A 17,158-nucleotide genomic window follows, 5' to 3' on the forward strand; every position below is an offset into this window, starting at 1 on the left:
AACCAATCGTTGGTTAGAATGGCGTCTTTTATGATTCAAGGTGACGTAGTGACAACCAAACGAGTGTTGCCCGCAGAGTGGGCGCCCCAGAGTGCCGTCATGCTGACCTGGCCCCACCCGGGAACCGACTGGGCAGGCCTGATCGACGAAGTTGAACCGGTGTTCCTCGACATCGCGAAAGCCGTACTCCCACACGAACACCTTGTTATCAGTTGCGAACACGTAGTCCGCCTGCAGGAGCTAGAACGGGACCTCAATCGGTACGCCGCGGACAACGGTTTTCCGGGCCGCGTGAGATCGGTTCCGGCACCGGCGAATGACACCTGGACCCGCGACCATGGCCCCATCACCATTCTCACCGACGAAGGGCCGACACTGCTGGATTTCAGGTTCAACGCCTGGGGCGGAAAGTTCCCCTGGGAAAAGGACGATGCGTTAAATAATCACCTTTTCAATGCTGGCGTCTTCGGCACAACCGGGATGCAGCAGGTCGGTTTTGTGCTGGAAGGGGGTTCATTTGAATCGGATGGTGAAGGCACCCTGCTGACCACATCCGAGTGCCTGCTGACGCCCACCCGAAATCCGGCCATGGATCGCACGGCGATTGAACAGCTGCTTTCCGAGGTGCTGGGAATCCGGCGGATTCTCTGGCTCAACCACGGCTATCTTGCCGGGGATGACACCGACAGCCACATCGATACCCTCGCCCGATTTTGCGCCCCGGATCACATCTGCTACGTGAGTTGCCCAGATGTGGCGGATGAACACTACAGCGCGTTGGCGGCCATGGAGGAGGAACTTCAGGAGTTCCGCCAGGCCGACGGCGCCCCCTACAAGCTGACGCCTCTGCCCTGGCCTGATGCCATTCATGATGAGGACGGTGAGCGTCTTCCGGCCACCTATGCCAACTTCCTGATCATCAACGAAGCGGTTTTGCTTCCCGTTTACGGCGTTGATCAGGATCAGGACGCCATTGCTGTCATGAAAGAGATCTTTCCGACAAGAGCAATAGTGCCGATCAATTGCCGGCCCTTGATTCGTCAGCATGGCAGCCTTCACTGTGTAACCATGCAAATTCCGGCCGGAGTAGTCAGTTGATGAGCAGTGAGTTGCGCAAAAGCCAAATCAATGTTGCCGCCATCCAGCAGGCCTGTAGCAGCGACAAGGCCGCCAGCCTCGCCACTACCGAAAAACTGGTTCGTGAGGCCGTAGCCAGTGGCGCCAACCTGGTGATCCTCCAGGAACTTCACGCCACCTTATATTTCTGCCAGACCGAGGAAACGTCTGTTTTCGAGCTGGCAGAGCCGATTCCCGGTCCTACCAGCAAGCGCCTGTCTGACCTGGCCCGGGAACTGGGTATTGTGCTGGTTGGATCCATTTTCGAACGTCGTATGAACGGCGTGTACCACAACACGGCGGTCGTATTTGAGAAAGACGGCTCCCTGGCAGGGCTGTACCGGAAAATGCACATTCCGGACGACCCGGGGTTCTATGAAAAATTCTACTTCACGCCCGGTGACGCCCAGTTCAACGATGGCCGCAGCGGTTTCACGCCTATCGATACGTCTGTCGGCAGGCTCGGCGTGCTGGTGTGCTGGGACCAGCGGTACCCCGAGGCCGCAAGGCTGATGGCCCTGGCTGGCGCCGAGATCCTGATCTACCCAACTGCGATCGGCTGGGATGTAACGGATGACCCCGATGAACAGGCGCGTCAACTGGACGCCTGGGTCACCGTGCAAAGGGGCCATGCCGTTGCCAACAACCTGCCAGTCGTGGCTCCGAACCGGGTAGGCACCGAACCCGACCCCTCCGGGCACAGCGACGGCATCCGTTTCTGGGGCAACAGTTTTATCTGTGGCCCGCAGGGTGAGTTGCTAGCCCGGGGCGATGATAGCTCCGAATGTATCCTTGCCGTCACCCTGGATCGCAACCGCAGTGAATCGGTTCGCCGTATCTGGCCGTATTTGAGAGATCGCCGAATAGACGCCTACGGCGACATCCTCAAACGCGTAAGAGACTGAGCCCCGAATGAAAAAACTGGTCGATACCGTAGTCAGTGAACTGAACCAGATACTCTTGGGCAAAGACCAACAGGTACGCCTTGCCCTCTGCGGGCTTCTGGCCCGGGGGCACCTGCTGATCGAAGATATCCCCGGCATGGGCAAAACCACTCTTTCTCATGCCCTGGCCAAGGTGATGGGGCTGACGTACCAGCGCATCCAGTTCACCAACGACCTGCTTCCGGCGGATGTGCTGGGTTACTCCATGTACGACAAACAGGCCGGTAGCCTGGTATTTCACCCCGGCCCGATCTTTGCCCAGGTGGTGTTGGCTGATGAAATCAACCGGGCATCACCGCGAACGCAGAGCGCTCTGCTCGAAGCCATGGAAGAACGGCAAGTGTCCATCGAGGGCGAGACCCGGCCACTGCCCCATCCGTTCTTCGTGATTGCCACGCAGAATCCCATTGAGCAGGGCGGCACCTATCCCCTGCCCGAGTCCCAACTGGACCGGTTCCTTATGCGTCTTCGCCTCGGCTATCCGGACCCACGGGCCGAGCGGGAGCTGCTGGAGGGCGAAGACCGTCGTGCCATGACCGAAAAGCTGCCGACCCTGCTCTCCCAGGCCGACCTGAAAACCCTGCAGGAAGGCGTCACCCGGATAACCGCCAGCCCGGCTCTTCTGGATTACGTGCAACGGTTGCTGGAACAGAGCCGGAGAATGCCCGGCCTTCTCTACGGGCTTTCGCCCCGGGCGGGATTGGGACTGGTGCGGGCCGCCAAGGCGTGGGCTCTGATGGAGGGGCGTCATCACGTGCTGCCTGACGACATCCAGGCCGTGTTCCCTGCAGTGGCGGCCCACCGTCTCGAACAGGGCGAGTCCGGCAAAAGCGCGGAAAGGGTTCGTCAGCTGTTGGCAACTGTTTCTGTGCTTGAGTAAATAGCAAGGTTTTATAAGCGGAATTGGCCAAAACGAATGGCAGACCGCGCCTTTCATGTTAGCCTTTGCTCCTTTCCCCGAAGCGTCTGGCCCTGAAACCGGGGCCCGGCAACGTACGGCTTTTTCAGTGAGAGAATTCCCAATGAGCGACACCAAACATTCCCGACTGATCATCCTCGGTTCCGGCCCCGCAGGTTACACCGCTGCCGTTTACGCAGCGCGCGCCAACCTGAACCCGACCCTGATTACCGGTATTGAAGTCGGCGGCCAGCTCACCACCACCACCGACGTCGACAACTGGCCCGGCGACAACGACGGCGTTCAGGGCCCGGAGCTCATGCAGCGCATGCTCAAGCACGCCGAACGCTTCGAAACCAGCATCGTCTACGACACCATCAACGAAGCCGACCTTCGTAACCGCCCATTCCGCCTCAAGGGCGATGGCGGCGAGTACACCTGCGACGCCCTGATCATTGCTACCGGCGCCTCCGCCATGTATCTCGGCCTCGAGTCTGAAGAGAAATTCAAAGGCCAGGGCGTCTCCGCCTGCGCCACCTGCGACGGCTTCTTCTACAAGAAGCAGAAAGTTGCCGTTATTGGCGGCGGTAACACCGCGGTGGAAGAGGCTCTGTACCTCTCCAACATTGCCGACGAAGTGACCCTGGTGCACCGCCGCGACAGCCTCCGTGCCGAAAAGATCCTCCAGGACAAACTGTTTGAAAAGGCCGAAAACGGCAACGTCAAGATCGTCTGGGACCACACCCTCGACGAAGTCCTGGGCGACGGCACCGGCGTCACCGGTATGCGCATCAAAAGCACCAAAGACGACTCCACCCAGGAAATGGACCTGGCCGGCGTATTCATCGCCATCGGCCACAAACCCAACACCGACCTGTTCCAGGGCCAGTTGGACATGGAGAACGGCTATATCCGCATCCGCTCCGGCCTCGAAGGCATGGCCACCCAGAGCAGCATTCCCGGCGTATTCGCCGCCGGCGACGTAGCCGACCACGTCTACCGCCAGGCCGTCACCTCCGCCGGCTTCGGCTGCATGGCCGCCCTGGATGCGGAAAAGTTTCTGGATCAGCAAGACTGATTGTGCTTGAGTAAAGAAAAGGAACGCGAACTCAAAAGTTTGCGAAGGTCGGTGGGAGCCGCCTTCTGAAACTGTGCGGAGCCATGGATGGCGGAGCCAAGCGTACAAGGACGTATTCACAGCGTGTTTCAGAAGGCGGCTCCCACCGGCCGGTACTCTGTAAAATAGAACCGAAACATTGCAGTAATTGCCGGAGAAGGATGACCTCACTACCCTGGCTAGACCCGGACCAACTCTGGTTCCCCCCCGCCAACGAAGCCCTGGACGACCCGGACGGCCTTCTTGCCCTCGGCGGCGACCTTTCCACCGAGCGACTCATACTGGCCTACCGGAACGGCATCTTCCCCTGGTACAGCGACGACCAGCCCATTTTGTGGTGGTCACCGAATCCGCGGTGTGTCCTTTTTCCGAACGAAATCCACGTTTCACGGAGCCTGCGCCGGACCCTGAACCAACAACGCTTCCAGGTAACCGCAGACAGACACTTCGGACGAATCATCCGCCTGTGCGCCTCAACCCGTGCCGAAGGTACCTGGATTACCGAAGAAATGATTGCCAGCTACTCAGAGCTGCATCGCATGGGCGTCGCCCACTCCATCGAAATCTGGAACCAGCGTGGTGAATTGGCCGGTGGCATGTACGGACTGGCCATTGGCCGGTGTTTCTTCGGTGAATCCATGTTTTCTCTGGAAACCAACGCGTCCAAAGTTCTCATGGTTCACCTGGCGCACCAGTTACAGCTCTGGGGCTACCGGATCATGGATTGCCAGGTAGAGAGCCGGCATCTGCTTACCATGGGCGCACGGACTATTCCACGGGAAGAGTTTTTATCTATACTCAGGATGAGCATCGATCAGAAACCGGATCAGACCGACTGGACCTTCCGATGGCGTTGGCCCGGGCCGGAGGAGTGAATGAGCAATCTCAGAACCCTGGTGTTCTTCGCGACACCACCGCACGATTGCAGCTACCTGCCAGACCGCGAGGCCACCACCATGTTTGTGGATCCGCGGGCTCATATCGACAAAAAGCTTTACAGCCAACTCACGGCTCTCGGCTTTCGCCGCAGCGGATCCCACTACTACCGCCCTCACTGTGAGCAGTGCAATGCCTGCATACCGGTTCGGTTGAAAGTTGATGATTTCAAGCCGGACAGAAGCCAGCGGCGTGTTCTCCGCAAAAACAAGGATTTGCAGTGCACCATGGTGCCCGCCACCTTTGCGGAGAGGTATTACCAGCTCTACGCCAATTACATCGAACAAAGGCACAAGGACGGCGATATGTACCCGCCGACCCGGGAACAGTTCACCTCGTTTCTGGTAGAAGGCGCAACCGATTCCTGGTTTCTGGAAATCCACCAGGGCGAACGGCTGGTAGGACTGGCAGCCGTCGATCTTCTGGACGATGGCCTTTCGGCCATCTATACAGTTTTCGATCCTGATCTGGAGGACCGCAGCCTGGGCACCTTCGCAATCCTCTGGCAAATTGAGGAAGCCCACCGCAGGGGGCTTCCCCACCTGTACCTTGGTTACTGGATCAAGCAGTGCCGAAAAATGAATTACAAAACACGCTTCCGACCCATCGAAGCACTGAGAGACGGGCACTGGCGTGAACTGGACGCAGGCTAACTTTGCCAAACGCCGATAAATCAGGCAGAATTGCGCAATTTAGAATCACCAGAAGCATATTCAAACGAGGTTTCTACTGAATGCCGAAATCAGATGCCATTGAAATGGAAGGCGTTATTATCGATACCCTTCCAAACACCATGTTCCGCGTTGAGCTGAGCAACGGTCATGTTGTGACAGCCCATATCTCCGGAAAGATGCGCAAGAACTACATCCGCATCCTGACAGGTGACAAGGTCAAGGTTGAGCTGACTCCCTATGACCTGAGCAAGGGCCGGATCGTATATCGCGCCCGTTGATGCTCCCATGACATCTGAAAGCCCCTTCGGGGGCTTTTTTCGTAAGCGCACAAAAAAACCGCTGCCGGTTACCCGGACAGCGGTTTTTCTTTAATCGAGCCTGCCTCAGACCGCCTCTGCAGGCTCGTCTTCGTACTCGAATACCAGCTCGTCATCCCGCAGGTGGATGAAGACATCCCCGCCTTTCTCTGAAAGGCGCCCGAACAGGATCTGCTCGGCCAGCGGCCGCTTGATCTTGTCCTGGATCAGGCGGGACATGGGGCGGGCGCCCATGGTGACGTCATAGCCCTTCTCGGCCAGCCAGGCCTTCGCCTCGTCATCCACATGCAGAACCACATGCTTCTCATCCAGCTGCGCCTGCAGCTCGGTGAGGAACTTGTCAACCACGTGGGTGATGGTATCGATCTGCAGGTCGCCGAACTGGATGATACCGTCCAGGCGATTGCGGAATTCCGGCGTGAAGGTCTTGCTGATAATTTCCATGCCGTCGGTGCTGTGATCCTGCTCGCTGAAGCCAATAGAGCGACGAGCCATGCTCTCGGCACCAGCGTTGGTGGTCATTACCAGAATCACGTGGCGGAAATCTGCCTTGCGGCCGTTGTTATCGGTCAGCGTACCGTGATCCATGACCTGCAACAGGAGGTTGAACACTTCCGGATGGGCCTTCTCGATCTCGTCCAGCAGCAGGACACAGTGCGGATGCTTGTTCACCGACTCGGTCAACAGGCCACCCTGATCGTACCCAACGTAGCCCGGAGGCGCACCGATCAGCCGTGATACGGTGTGCCGCTCCATATACTCCGACATGTCAAAGCGTACCAGTTCGATACCCAGAACCTTGGCCAACTGCTTGGTAACCTCGGTTTTACCGACACCGGTCGGCCCTGCGAACAGGAAGGCACCCTCTGGCTTCTCAGGGGCCTTGAGCCCGGCGCGAGCCAGCTTGATAGCAGTGGACAGCGATTCGATGGCCGGATCCTGACCAAAGACCGTCATCTTCAGATCCCGCTCCAGATTCCGCAGCAGATCCTTGTCGCTGGTAGACACGTTCTTCGGTGGGATACGGGCAATATTTGCAACCACATCCTCGATCTCGGTGACATCAACGGTCTTCTTACGCTTGCCTTCCGGCTGCAGCCGCTGGCGCGCGCCCGCCTCGTCAATGACGTCAATCGCCTTGTCCGGTAGGTGACGATCAGTAATGTAACGGTCGGACAGCTCTGCAGCCACCCGAAGCGCCTTGTCGGTGTATTTGAGATCGTGGTGCTTTTCAAAATTCGGCTTGAGGCCCTTCAGGATCTGGTAGGTGTCCTCAACACTGGGCTCGTTCACATCGATTTTCTGGAAACGGCGCGCCAGGGCACTGTCTTTCTCGAAAATACCCCGGAACTCCTGGAACGTTGTAGAGCCAATGCACCGGATTTCACCCGAACTGAGCATGGGCTTCAACAGATTCGACGCATCCATCACGCCGCCGGAGGCAGAGCCCGCTCCGATAATGGTGTGGATCTCATCGATGAACAGGATCGCGTGGTTTTCTTTCTTGAGTTCGGCAAGCAGACCTTTCAGACGCTTTTCGAAATCGCCGCGATACTTGGTTCCTGCCAACAGGGCACCCAGATCCAGCGAGTAGACCACCGCATCGGAAATAATATCGGGGACCTGTCCGTCGACGATACGCTTGGCGAGCCCCTCTGCGATGGCGGTTTTGCCAACCCCGGCCTCGCCGACCAGCAGCGGATTGTTCTTCCGGCGGCGTACAAGGATCTGCACCACCCGCTCGACTTCGTGTTCACGGCCGATCAGCGGATCAATGCGGCCCTGACGGGCCTGCTCGTTCAGGTTGGTGGCGTAGCTTTCAAGCGGCTTGGATTGTCCGCCTTCCTCGCCAGCCTCCTCGTGGGACGCCTGATCGTGACTTTCCTGATCTTCTGCGCCCTGAACCCTGGAAATGCCGTGGGAAACAAAGTTGACCACATCAATGCGGGCGATGCTCTGTTTCTTGAGCACATACACCGCCTGGCTTTCCTGTTCACTGAAGATGGCCACCAGCACATTGGCACCGGTTACCTCTTTCTTGCCCGAGGACTGCACATGGAACACAGCCCTTTGCAGGACTCGCTGGAACCCCAGTGTTGGCTGGGTCTCGCGCTCACTGTCGCTGCTCGGAATCAAAGGTGTGGTGGAGTCCACGAATTCGACAAGCTCTTCCTGAAGCCGCTTGAGGTCTGCACCACAGGCTTTCAGGACGCCCACTGCCGATTCATTATCCAGTAGGGCCAGCAACAAATGCTCCACAGTCATGAACTCATGACGCTTGTCCCGGGCATTCTTGAAGGCCGTATTCAGCGTAATTTCTAGATCTTTGCTCAGCATGGGCCACCCCAACGTCTATCAGTCCGCACGTTCAATCTCGCAAAGGAGCGGATGTTCGCATTCCGAAGAATACTGGTTCACCTGTGCCGCCTTTGTTTCCGCGATGTCCCGGGTATATACCCCGCATACAGCTTTTCCCTGTGTATGGACGAGCAGCATCACCTGCGTCGCCTTTTCTTCATTCATTCCGAAGAACTTCATCAACACATCGACCACAAAATCCATGGGCGTGTAATCATCGTTCAGAAGCACCACCCTGTATCGCGCCGGGCGCTTGAGAGCGGGCTTCTCGGGAGCAACGCTGAGGTCATCCTGTCGCCCCGGTTGTTCGTCCTCCCCCTGATTGAATACTAGTAGAGAATTTTCGATAGTCCGCATCATTCCTTACCGGTTTATCGGTGCCCTTGTTAAATGTGGATGTCCGCCCCGGGGTTTTCAAGCGGGGCATGAGATATTTATCAATACGAACATGATACCGCTTCCAGACTGCGTTCAACCACACATTCCCGGCATAGAAACTATTGACTCACCGCAATGATTGGCCGAAAGTTAAGTTGCAATGTAAAATAATGTAAATCCATGCAAGGTTTGTGTAACAGGATTCGGACCGACTGTGCGACGGCGCCGATAGGCACACAGAGAATTAACAAGAATAGAGACAGCAAAAGAACAGGGGAGTTCATCATGCCAAGAGGCAAGGTCAAGTGGTTCAACAATGCCAAAGGGTACGGATTCATCATCGAGGATGGCTGCAGTGACGACCTGTTTGCGCACTTCTCTTCGGTGCAAATGGACGGTTACAAGACCTTAAAAGCCGGCCAGGCCGTAACCTTCGACAAAAAGCCCAGCGACAAGGGCATTCACGCAGTCAACATCGTTCCCGACGAGCTGCCTGCCAGCAAGGCGCAAACTGACGCCAGCACCGACTCTGCCGGACAATCCGGCCAGCAGGAATCAGGCAGGGACGGCTATCCGCCCCGTGCAGTCAACGCCTGACCTGTTCTGGTAACGCAAAATCACACCCACCGGTCGTCTGCTGGTGGGGGTCTCTTTTTTTGTCCTTCAAAACGTCGGGTGACAGGTCCCCCTGGGCGGTGGCGCCCGCCCTACTTTGCCAGCCTTCCTGTTTGCAGTACGCTGCACTGCTCAAAGACAGCGGATATCCGGGAAAGTCCTTCGCATGGCAGAACTCGTGCTTTTCAATAAACCCTTTCATGTTCTGAGCCAATTCACAGACGATGGCGCTTCCGGAAGTAAACCACCTCGCGCTACCCTGGCAGATTACGTACGCATCCCGGGCATTTATCCGGCGGGACGTCTGGACTACGATTCCGAGGGCCTGCTCCTTCTGACCGCGGAAGGCTCCCTCCAACACCGCATAGCGTCACCATCACTGAAGATGCCAAAGACCTATTGGGTGCAGGTAGAAGGAAACATTTCTGAAGAAGCACTGAGACACCTGGCTACCGGCGTGCAACTCAAGGATGGTCTGACCCGGCCGGCAAAAGCCGACAGAATGCCTGCCCCGGCGGTCTGGCCGAGAGTGCCTCCGGTGCGACATCGGGATAACATTCCGACGAGCTGGGTTGAACTGACGATAACCGAGGGCAAAAACCGGCAGGTACGTCGAATGACCGCTGCCGTCGGGTTTCCGACCCTTCGCCTGATCCGGTACCGGATTGGTGACTGGACCCTTGACGGCCTCGAATCGGGAGCCCATCGAACGGTCACCGTCAATCTACCCGCTTCACCAAAACCAACCCGCCGCGGCAACGCCGCTGGCGCCCGAACCAGGAGAAACCGGAAATCATGACCTGGACACCCCATGCTACCGTGGCCGTTATAGTCGAGGATGAAGCCGGCCGTTACCTGATGGTTGAAGAGATCAGCGGCGGCAAGGTTGTTTTCAACCAGCCGGCTGGCCATATCGAAGAAGATGAAGCCATTCTGGATGCCGTCCGACGGGAAACCCTTGAAGAGACGGGCTGGAACATAGAGCCCATACACTTCCTTGGCATTTACACCTACAAGGCTCCGGCCAACGGCGTTACCTACTATCGTTTCTGCTACGCTGCGCGTGCTGGCGACCGGGTTACTGAACAGCTGGACGATGGCATCATCGCCGCCCACTGGCTCACCCTGGATGAAATCCGCGCGCTGGGGGACAAACTGCGCAGTCCGCTGGTCATCCAGTGCATAGAAGATTACCGAAACGGCCGGCGATACCCGCTGGACGTGGTGGTGGACGCGCAGACGACACCCTCGGAAAGATGATAAACTCGCGGTTTTTTAGCCGGTAACGAAGCTGTCATGACCAACGCACCCGAAGCCTCCTCTCCAAACAGTAACGCCAACACGCGTGTGATCGTCGGCATGTCCGGCGGCGTGGATTCTTCAGTGGCCGCCTGGCTTCTGAAAGACCAGGGCTACCAGGTTGAAGGCCTGTTCATGAAAAATTGGGACGAGGATGACGGCACCGAGTACTGCACAGCCATGACAGATCTGGCCGACGCCCAGGCCGTTGCCGATGCCATCGGCATCAAACTGCACACCGCCAGTTTTGCGGCCGAGTACTGGGACCGGGTTTTTGAGCACTTCCTCTCTGAATATCAGGCCGGACGAACACCCAATCCGGATATTCTTTGTAACAAAGAAGTGAAATTCCGGGCTTTTCTGGACTATGCCATCACCCTTGGTGCCGACTATATTGCAACGGGCCACTACGCCCGGCAACGGCCGATTGCTGGTTCAACGGGCAAGGCCCAACTCCTGAAGGGACTGGATCCGAACAAGGACCAGAGCTATTTCCTGCATGCCGTCTCCGGCGACCGCATTGCGCGGACCCTTTTCCCGGTCGGCGAGCTGGAAAAACCGGAAGTCCGCCGTATTGCCGAGCAACAGGGTTTCGTTACCCATGATAAAAAAGACTCCACCGGTATCTGCTTTATCGGCGAACGCAAGTTCAAAGACTTCCTGAAGCAATACCTTCCGGCCCAGCCCGGCGACATTGAAACACCGGACGGCCAGAAAATTGGCCGGCACCAGGGCCTTATGTATCACACCATCGGCCAGAGACAGGGCCTGGGCATTGGCGGTCTCAGTGAATTCGGGGACGAGCCCTGGTATGTGGCGGAGAAAGACCTCAGCCGCAATGTGCTTGTTGCGGTTCAGGGCAAACACCATCCCCTGCTCTTTTCCCGTGGCCTAGTATCCGGCCCGATCGACTGGGTTGCCGGAGAGGCACCAGCTGGACGTTTCCGCTGCAAGGCCAAGACCCGTTATCGCCAGCCGGATCAGGATTGCCAGGTTCTGTTGATCGACGGCGGTGTCCGCGTCGATTTTGACGACGCCCAGCGGGCTGTCACGCCCGGGCAGTCCGTGGTTTTCTACGACGGCGAGGTGTGCCTTGGTGGCGGCGTTATTGAGCAGACCTGGCGTGACGACGAACCACTTCCAGACCGTCTGACCGGCACACGTTCCGAGGAACAGACCGCATGAGCCGCTCACTCAAGGATCAGACCCTGGCGTTGGCCGGGGTATTCCAGGCCGCCAACCTGGTCCAGCAGATTGCCCACAATGGCCAGTGCAACGAGGCCAGCCTGGAAACATCTATCCGTTCCCTGTTTGCCACCAACCCCGAGAACACACTGGACGTCTACGGAGGCGAGCTTCGCGATATCCGCGAAGGCCTCGTCACCCTGTCCTCGGTGCTCAGCCAGCAGTCACGGCAGCAGGACATCGAAGTTCTGCGCTACGCCCTCAACCTGATCCAGCTCGAATCCAAACTGAATCGCCGCTCTGACATGCTGGACGTGATTGGCAGTCGCATTGATCAGGCCAGGCACACCGCCAGCCACTTCGGGTACACACACCCGAACCTGATCAGCAATCTGGCTTCCGTCTACGCCGATACCATCAGCACCTTTCGCCAGCGTATCCAGGTGAGCGGTAACCCCTCTGTGCTCCAACGCGAGGAGAATGCCGCGAAAGTGCGGGCACTGCTGCTGGCGGGTATCCGTTCCGCCGTGCTCTGGCGCCAGACCGGCGGCCGACGCTGGCAACTGATCTTTGCCCGCAAGAAAGTGATCGGGCTTGCCAAAGAGCTTGCCGAAGAAGCCAATCGCTCCCTCTACCACTGACGGCGCTGATTCAGAGCCGGCGGTGGTGTATGATATGTACCCCTATTTTCTTTTGATCCGATTCTTTGATGACTTGAGAGGTTTTCGATGGAACTCACCGCCCTGACCGCCATTTCCCCGGTCGATGGACGCTATGGCAACAAGGTCAGCGTCTTCCGTGAAATTTTCAGTGAGTATGGCCTGATCCGGAATCGGGTGACCGTCGAGATCCGCTGGCTACAGAAACTGGCCGCTCACCCTGGCGTGGCCGAGGTTCCTCCGTTTTCCGCCGACGCCAACGACTTCCTGGACCGTCTGGTGGGCGAATTCAGCCTGGAAGACGCAGAGCGTATCAAAGACATCGAACGCACCACCAATCACGATGTGAAAGCGGTGGAGTACTTCATCAAGGAAAAGATCGCCAGCGTTCCTGAGCTGCACGCTGTCACGGAATTTGTTCACTTCGCCTGCACTTCTGAAGACATCAATAACCTCTCCCATGCGCTGATGCTGCGGGAAGGCCTGGACCACGGCCTGCTACCGGCCATGGACCGCGTTGTCGACAAGTTGGCGCAGCTTTCTCATGACCACGCCGAACAACCGATGCTGTCGCGCACTCACGGCCAGACCGCCTCGCCCACGACCGTGGGCAAAGAGCTGGCGAACGTCGTTCACCGTCTGCGTCGCCAGGTAAAACAGATCCGGGAAACCGAGCTGTTGGGCAAGATCAACGGTGCCGTGGGTAATTACAACGCCCATCTCTCCGCCTATCCGGAAATCGACTGGGCCCAGAACGCACGGGAGTTCATCGAGAGCCTCGGGCTCGACTGGAACCCTTACACCACCCAGATCGAACCGCACGATTACATTGCCGAGCTGTATGACTCCGTCGCTCGCTTCAACACCATCCTGATCGACCTGGACCGTGACGTCTGGGGCTATATTTCCCTCGGCTACTTCAAGCAGAAAACGGTAGAAGGCGAAGTGGGCTCCTCGACCATGCCCCACAAGGTCAATCCCATCGATTTCGAGAACTCCGAGGGCAACCTTGGCATCGCCAATGCGCTGTTCAGCCACCTTTCTGCCAAACTGCCGATATCACGCTGGCAGCGGGATCTGACCGACTCCACCGTACTGCGTAACCTGGGTGTTGGCTTTGCGCACAGTTTGATTGCCTACGAAGCCACCCTCAAAGGCCTGGGCAAACTGGAAATCAATCCGGCCCGACTGGATGAAGACCTGGACCATGCCTGGGAAGTGCTTGCCGAGCCGATCCAGACGGTGATGCGCCGTTACAATATCGAAAAGCCCTATGAAAAACTCAAGGCATTGACCCGTGGCAAGGCAATGACGCCGGAAGTGATCAAGAATTTCGTTGAGAGCCTCGACATTCCAGATCAGGCCAAGGCCGAACTGATGGCTTTGACGCCGGGCCGTTACATCGGTAACGCAGTCGATCAGGCACAAAACATCTGAAACCGGGAGTAACACCCATGGACATGCTTGGCGGACTCACACCCTCTGAATTTCTGCGGGACTATTGGCAGAAAAAGCCGCTGGTTATCCGTCAGGCGTTTCCCGATTTCCAGTGCCCGGTCAGCGCTGATGAACTGGCCGGCCTGGCCTGTGAGGAGGGCGTGGAGTCCCGGATTGTGATCGAAAATGACGATGGCAAGCCCTGGCAGCTCCACAACGGCCCCTTTTCGCCGGACCGGTTCAGCAGCCTGCCCGAACAGGACTGGACGCTCCTGGTGCAGGGGCTGGACCACTGGGTGCCCGATATTGCAGATTTGCTGGAACACTTCCGCTTCATCCCCAATTGGCGCCTGGATGACATTATGGCCAGTTTTGCCCCGAAAGGCGGCAGCGTTGGTCCCCATTACGACCAGTATGATGTATTCCTCCTCCAGGCCCAGGGCCACCGCCGGTGGACGTTTGGAGGCCATTGTGATCATACCTCTCCCCGCGTGGAGGGCACTCCGCTGCGCATTCTGAGCAGCTGGGATGGCGAAGAAACCGTTACTCTGGCACCCGGTGACATGCTGTATCTGCCGCCGGGTATTGGCCACCATGGAGTGGCCGAGGATGACTGTATCACGCTGTCGGTTGGCTTCCGTGCACCCACCGTGGATGACATTCTGACCGGATTTACCGATTTCCTCTGCAGCCAGTCCGACGCCTCAGATCACCTGAACGATCCGGATCTGAAAATACAGGACAATCCGGGCACGATTCAGCCGGACGTTGTTGACCGCCTCGAGACCGTTATCCGGGAAAAGCTTGAGGACCGCCGGCAACTGGCCCTCTGGTTTGGCCAGTTCTCAACGGCGCCCAAGAGCATGGATATTGTCGTGCCCGCGGAGGAGCCAGCGTCCACCGGAGACGTCGCCGAAGCAATACACGCGGGCGAGCAGCTGCGGTGGAACGAAGGCTCCCGTTTCGCCTACTACGAGTTTGCCAGCGAAACCGCCCTGTTTGTGGACGGCGAGCAGTTCCTGCTCAAGGGCGATGCCCAGCCGTTTGCTCCGCTTCTTTGCTCGGGGGCCCGCGTCGATATGCCGACCCTCGCCCGGCTCTCCGAAGACGAAGCATTGCTTGGACTTCTGACCACCCTCTACAATCAAGGCTCGATTTACTTCGAATAAGCTTTATGAGCATCCGGTTTCGCAAATACAGCTGGCAACTGGCCCCGGCATCCATCCGCGATATCCGCCAGCAGGTGTTTATTGAGGAACAGAAAGTCCCGCCGGAGCTGGAGTGGGATGAAACCGACGAAATTGCCGATCACTATCTGGCAGTGCTGCCAGACAATACCCCGGCAGGCGTGGCACGACTGTTTTCCACCCTTGAAGAGACCGGCCACATCGGTCGCATGGCGATCCTGCCCCAATACCGCGGACAGGGTATCGGGGAAGCGTTGCTCCGGCACCTGATCGCAGAATCGGCTGACCGTTTTGCCGAGCTCAGGTTGTCTGCCCAGGAGCACGCCATTCCTTTTTATCAACGGTCAGGCTTCCACGTCTGTTCGGGCGTTTACGACGACGCCGGCATTCCCCACTTTGACATGCGTAGCCTGGCACCGGGACTCGCGGCCGAGGGCCTTGGCTCCCGGGACCGGCCGATGATTCTGGGCAGCGACACAGACTCCTGGCTGTTTGATACCGAGGCCAGGCTACTGGGGCTAATGGATTCGGTGGTTGGCCAGGCCGGCCAGCGCATCTGGCTGTATGACCGCCTGCTCGAACACGATCTGTATGATCGGCATCGTTTCCGGGAGCTGATCTCCGCCCTGGCCCGTCGGCACCGGCTCAGCGAAGTCAGGTTGCTGATCCATGACGACAAGCCGCTGGTGAAACGTCGACACACACTGGTCGAACTGATGCGCCGGCTGCCGAGCCGCATGGAACTTCGACTGGTCAACGAGGACTACCCGGTTGAGGACCAGCCCTTCATTATTGCGGACCGTGAAGGCGTGGTGTACCGACATGATTTCTACAAGCCAGAGGGTTTCGCCAAGTTCTCGGACGGCGGCCGCGTAAAGCTCTTGTCGGAAAACTTCCAGCGCATGTGGGATGCAGCCCGCCCTTCCCTGGAGCTTCGGGAACTACCGCTCTGAGTGATGGGCCTGGGGCGCGTCCGGCGCTTCGAACCTGGCCCCGAACGGAGCAAACTCGGTATCCACCTCCGTAGCCACCTCAGCAATCAGTTTGCGCAGCCATTGATGATCCGCGTTGTGCTGCAACAGAGGGCTCCAGGCCATTTTCAGCTCGAACGGTGGAATCTCGAACGGAGGCACCTTGACCACAAGATTCGGGTTGTCTTTCTGCAGCCAGGCTGCCCGGGATGGCAGCGTGGCAATCAGGTCATGCTGCTCGGCCAGCAGCATCGCAACCTGATAGTGACGGGTGAAAACGGAAATCTGTCGCTTGCGCCCCATTCTCGACAGCGCCTCATCAACCCAGCCCAGTCGCTGGACATCCTTTGGGTTTACACCAACACCAACACCAAACCCGGTCTTGCTGACCCAGATATGGCTGGCGTCCAGATAGGTGTCCAGGGTGAAGGGCTCCTTCAATACCGGGTTACGGGCGTTCATCAGGCAGGCAAAATACTCGGTCCAGAGGGTCTTCTGATGGAAAGACTGGGGGATCTTGTCGAACCGGTTGATCGCCATATCCAACCGCCCCTGCTCGACATCCAGGAAGCTGACGTCACTGGGCGTGAGCACATCCAGGGTGACGTGCGGGGCTTCCTGACGGATCCGCCTCAGAACCCGGGGCATCAGGCAGGATTCGGCATAATCACTGGCCATAATCCGGAACACGCGCTGGCTTTCAAGAGCCGAAAACGGTGTCTTATCTTGCACGGCCTGCTCAATATCCGACAGGATTCCACGCACCAGCGGTTGTAATTCACGCGCGCGCTCCGTGGCCGTCATACCCTCACTGGTTCGCACCAGGAGCGGATCACTGAACAGATCCCGCAACCGCTTCAAACCATTGCTCATGGCAGGCTGGGTAATACCCAGGTGGTTCGCTGCCTTGGTCACATTCCGCTCGCGCAGCAACACATCCAGGTACACGAGCAGGTTCAGATCAACACGGGAAATATCCACAAAAACTCCGGAACACCAGAACAACAGGAAAAGCGAGGCTCATTCACGAGAGCAATATACATGATAGCGAGGATTCACGTAATCAA

At 57.9% G+C, this 17,158-nt stretch carries 18 protein-coding genes; 15 read left to right on the plus strand and 3 right to left on the minus strand.

Going from position 1 to position 17,158, the window contains the following annotated elements; translation table 11 throughout:
• Positions 1-48: 48 nt before the first annotated feature.
• The 7 genes from AC13E3_RS19945 to infA all read left to right on the plus strand — a co-directional run bounded on the left by AC13E3_RS19945 (position 49) and on the right by infA (position 5,963).
• Entirely contained in the window at positions 49-1,098 is a 1,050-nt protein-coding gene (locus AC13E3_RS19945; RefSeq protein ID WP_482902438.1) for an agmatine deiminase family protein, read from the plus strand.
• Positions 1,098-2,021, plus strand: a complete 924-nt coding sequence (locus tag AC13E3_RS19950; RefSeq protein ID WP_482902439.1) for a carbon-nitrogen hydrolase — start codon at positions 1,098-1,100, stop codon at positions 2,019-2,021. Before AC13E3_RS19945 ends, AC13E3_RS19950 begins: the two co-directional genes overlap by 1 nt.
• Positions 2,022-2,028: 7 nt before the next feature.
• The gene (locus AC13E3_RS19955) at positions 2,029-2,940 is read left to right on the plus strand and encodes an AAA family ATPase (RefSeq protein WP_014577419.1); all 912 of its coding nucleotides are present in this window, start codon (positions 2,029-2,031) and stop codon (positions 2,938-2,940) included.
• Between the two features lie 142 nt (positions 2,941-3,082).
• Complete coding sequence (trxB, locus tag AC13E3_RS19960) at positions 3,083-4,036, plus strand: thioredoxin-disulfide reductase (protein ID WP_008169196.1); 954 nt, start codon at positions 3,083-3,085, stop codon at positions 4,034-4,036.
• Between the two features lie 200 nt (positions 4,037-4,236).
• Positions 4,237-4,950, plus strand: a complete 714-nt coding sequence (gene aat, locus AC13E3_RS19965; RefSeq protein WP_014577421.1) for a leucyl/phenylalanyl-tRNA--protein transferase — start codon at positions 4,237-4,239, stop codon at positions 4,948-4,950.
• Complete coding sequence (locus tag AC13E3_RS19970; RefSeq protein ID WP_482902440.1) at positions 4,951-5,664, plus strand: arginyltransferase; 714 nt, start codon at positions 4,951-4,953, stop codon at positions 5,662-5,664.
• Positions 5,665-5,744: 80 nt separating this feature from the next.
• Positions 5,745-5,963, plus strand: a complete 219-nt coding sequence (gene infA, locus AC13E3_RS19975) for a translation initiation factor IF-1 (RefSeq protein WP_008169200.1) — start codon at positions 5,745-5,747, stop codon at positions 5,961-5,963.
• Between the two features lie 105 nt (positions 5,964-6,068).
• On the opposite strand, the gene clpA is transcribed toward infA, so the two are convergent.
• Together clpA and clpS are read right to left on the minus strand one after the other, a co-directional pair.
• Positions 6,069-8,339, minus strand: a complete 2,271-nt coding sequence (gene clpA / locus AC13E3_RS19980) for an ATP-dependent Clp protease ATP-binding subunit ClpA (RefSeq protein ID WP_053112223.1) — start codon at positions 8,337-8,339, stop codon at positions 6,069-6,071.
• 18 nt (positions 8,340-8,357) lie between these two features.
• On the minus strand, positions 8,358-8,717 hold the full coding sequence (gene clpS / locus AC13E3_RS19985; RefSeq protein ID WP_008169202.1) for an ATP-dependent Clp protease adapter ClpS: 360 nt from the start codon (positions 8,715-8,717) through the stop codon (positions 8,358-8,360).
• Positions 8,718-9,023: 306 nt separating this feature from the next.
• Between clpS and AC13E3_RS19990 the strand changes: the two genes are divergently transcribed.
• The 8 genes from AC13E3_RS19990 (at position 9,024) to AC13E3_RS20025 (ending at position 16,073) form a co-directional block, all read left to right on the plus strand.
• Positions 9,024-9,335, plus strand: a complete 312-nt coding sequence (locus AC13E3_RS19990; protein WP_008169203.1) for a cold shock domain-containing protein — start codon at positions 9,024-9,026, stop codon at positions 9,333-9,335.
• A gap of 184 nt (positions 9,336-9,519) precedes the next feature.
• Positions 9,520-10,152 carry a pseudouridine synthase gene (locus AC13E3_RS19995; protein WP_008169204.1) on the plus strand — a complete coding sequence of 211 codons (633 nt, stop codon included), beginning with the start codon at positions 9,520-9,522 and terminating at the stop codon, positions 10,150-10,152.
• Positions 10,149-10,613 carry an NUDIX hydrolase gene (locus tag AC13E3_RS20000; protein ID WP_008169205.1) on the plus strand — a complete coding sequence of 155 codons (465 nt, stop codon included), beginning with the start codon at positions 10,149-10,151 and terminating at the stop codon, positions 10,611-10,613. The genes AC13E3_RS19995 and AC13E3_RS20000 overlap by 4 nt, the downstream gene beginning before the upstream one ends.
• A gap of 36 nt (positions 10,614-10,649) precedes the next feature.
• Positions 10,650-11,837 carry a tRNA 2-thiouridine(34) synthase MnmA gene (gene mnmA / locus AC13E3_RS20005; protein ID WP_053112227.1) on the plus strand — a complete coding sequence of 396 codons (1,188 nt, stop codon included), beginning with the start codon at positions 10,650-10,652 and terminating at the stop codon, positions 11,835-11,837.
• Positions 11,834-12,478 carry a high frequency lysogenization protein HflD gene (gene hflD, locus AC13E3_RS20010; RefSeq protein WP_008174761.1) on the plus strand — a complete coding sequence of 215 codons (645 nt, stop codon included), beginning with the start codon at positions 11,834-11,836 and terminating at the stop codon, positions 12,476-12,478. Before mnmA ends, hflD begins: the two co-directional genes overlap by 4 nt.
• Positions 12,479-12,565: 87 nt before the next feature.
• Positions 12,566-13,933, plus strand: coding sequence for an adenylosuccinate lyase (gene purB, locus AC13E3_RS20015; RefSeq protein ID WP_482902441.1), 1,368 nt, complete (start codon positions 12,566-12,568; stop codon positions 13,931-13,933).
• A gap of 17 nt (positions 13,934-13,950) precedes the next feature.
• Positions 13,951-15,102: a cupin domain-containing protein gene (locus AC13E3_RS20020; protein WP_008174755.1), complete on the plus strand. Its 1,152-nt coding sequence runs from the start codon at positions 13,951-13,953 to the stop codon at positions 15,100-15,102.
• Positions 15,103-15,107: 5 nt separating this feature from the next.
• Positions 15,108-16,073, plus strand: coding sequence for a GNAT family N-acetyltransferase (locus AC13E3_RS20025; protein ID WP_062782559.1), 966 nt, complete (start codon positions 15,108-15,110; stop codon positions 16,071-16,073).
• Here AC13E3_RS20025 and AC13E3_RS20030 read toward each other — a convergent pair.
• Complete coding sequence (locus AC13E3_RS20030) at positions 16,062-17,072, minus strand: LysR family transcriptional regulator (protein WP_039882066.1); 1,011 nt, start codon at positions 17,070-17,072, stop codon at positions 16,062-16,064. The two genes, AC13E3_RS20025 and AC13E3_RS20030, sit on opposite strands and share 12 nt — an antisense overlap.
• Positions 17,073-17,158 lie beyond the last annotated feature (86 nt).

The sequence above is a fragment of the Marinobacter sp. L-80 genome, assembly GCF_056859395.1.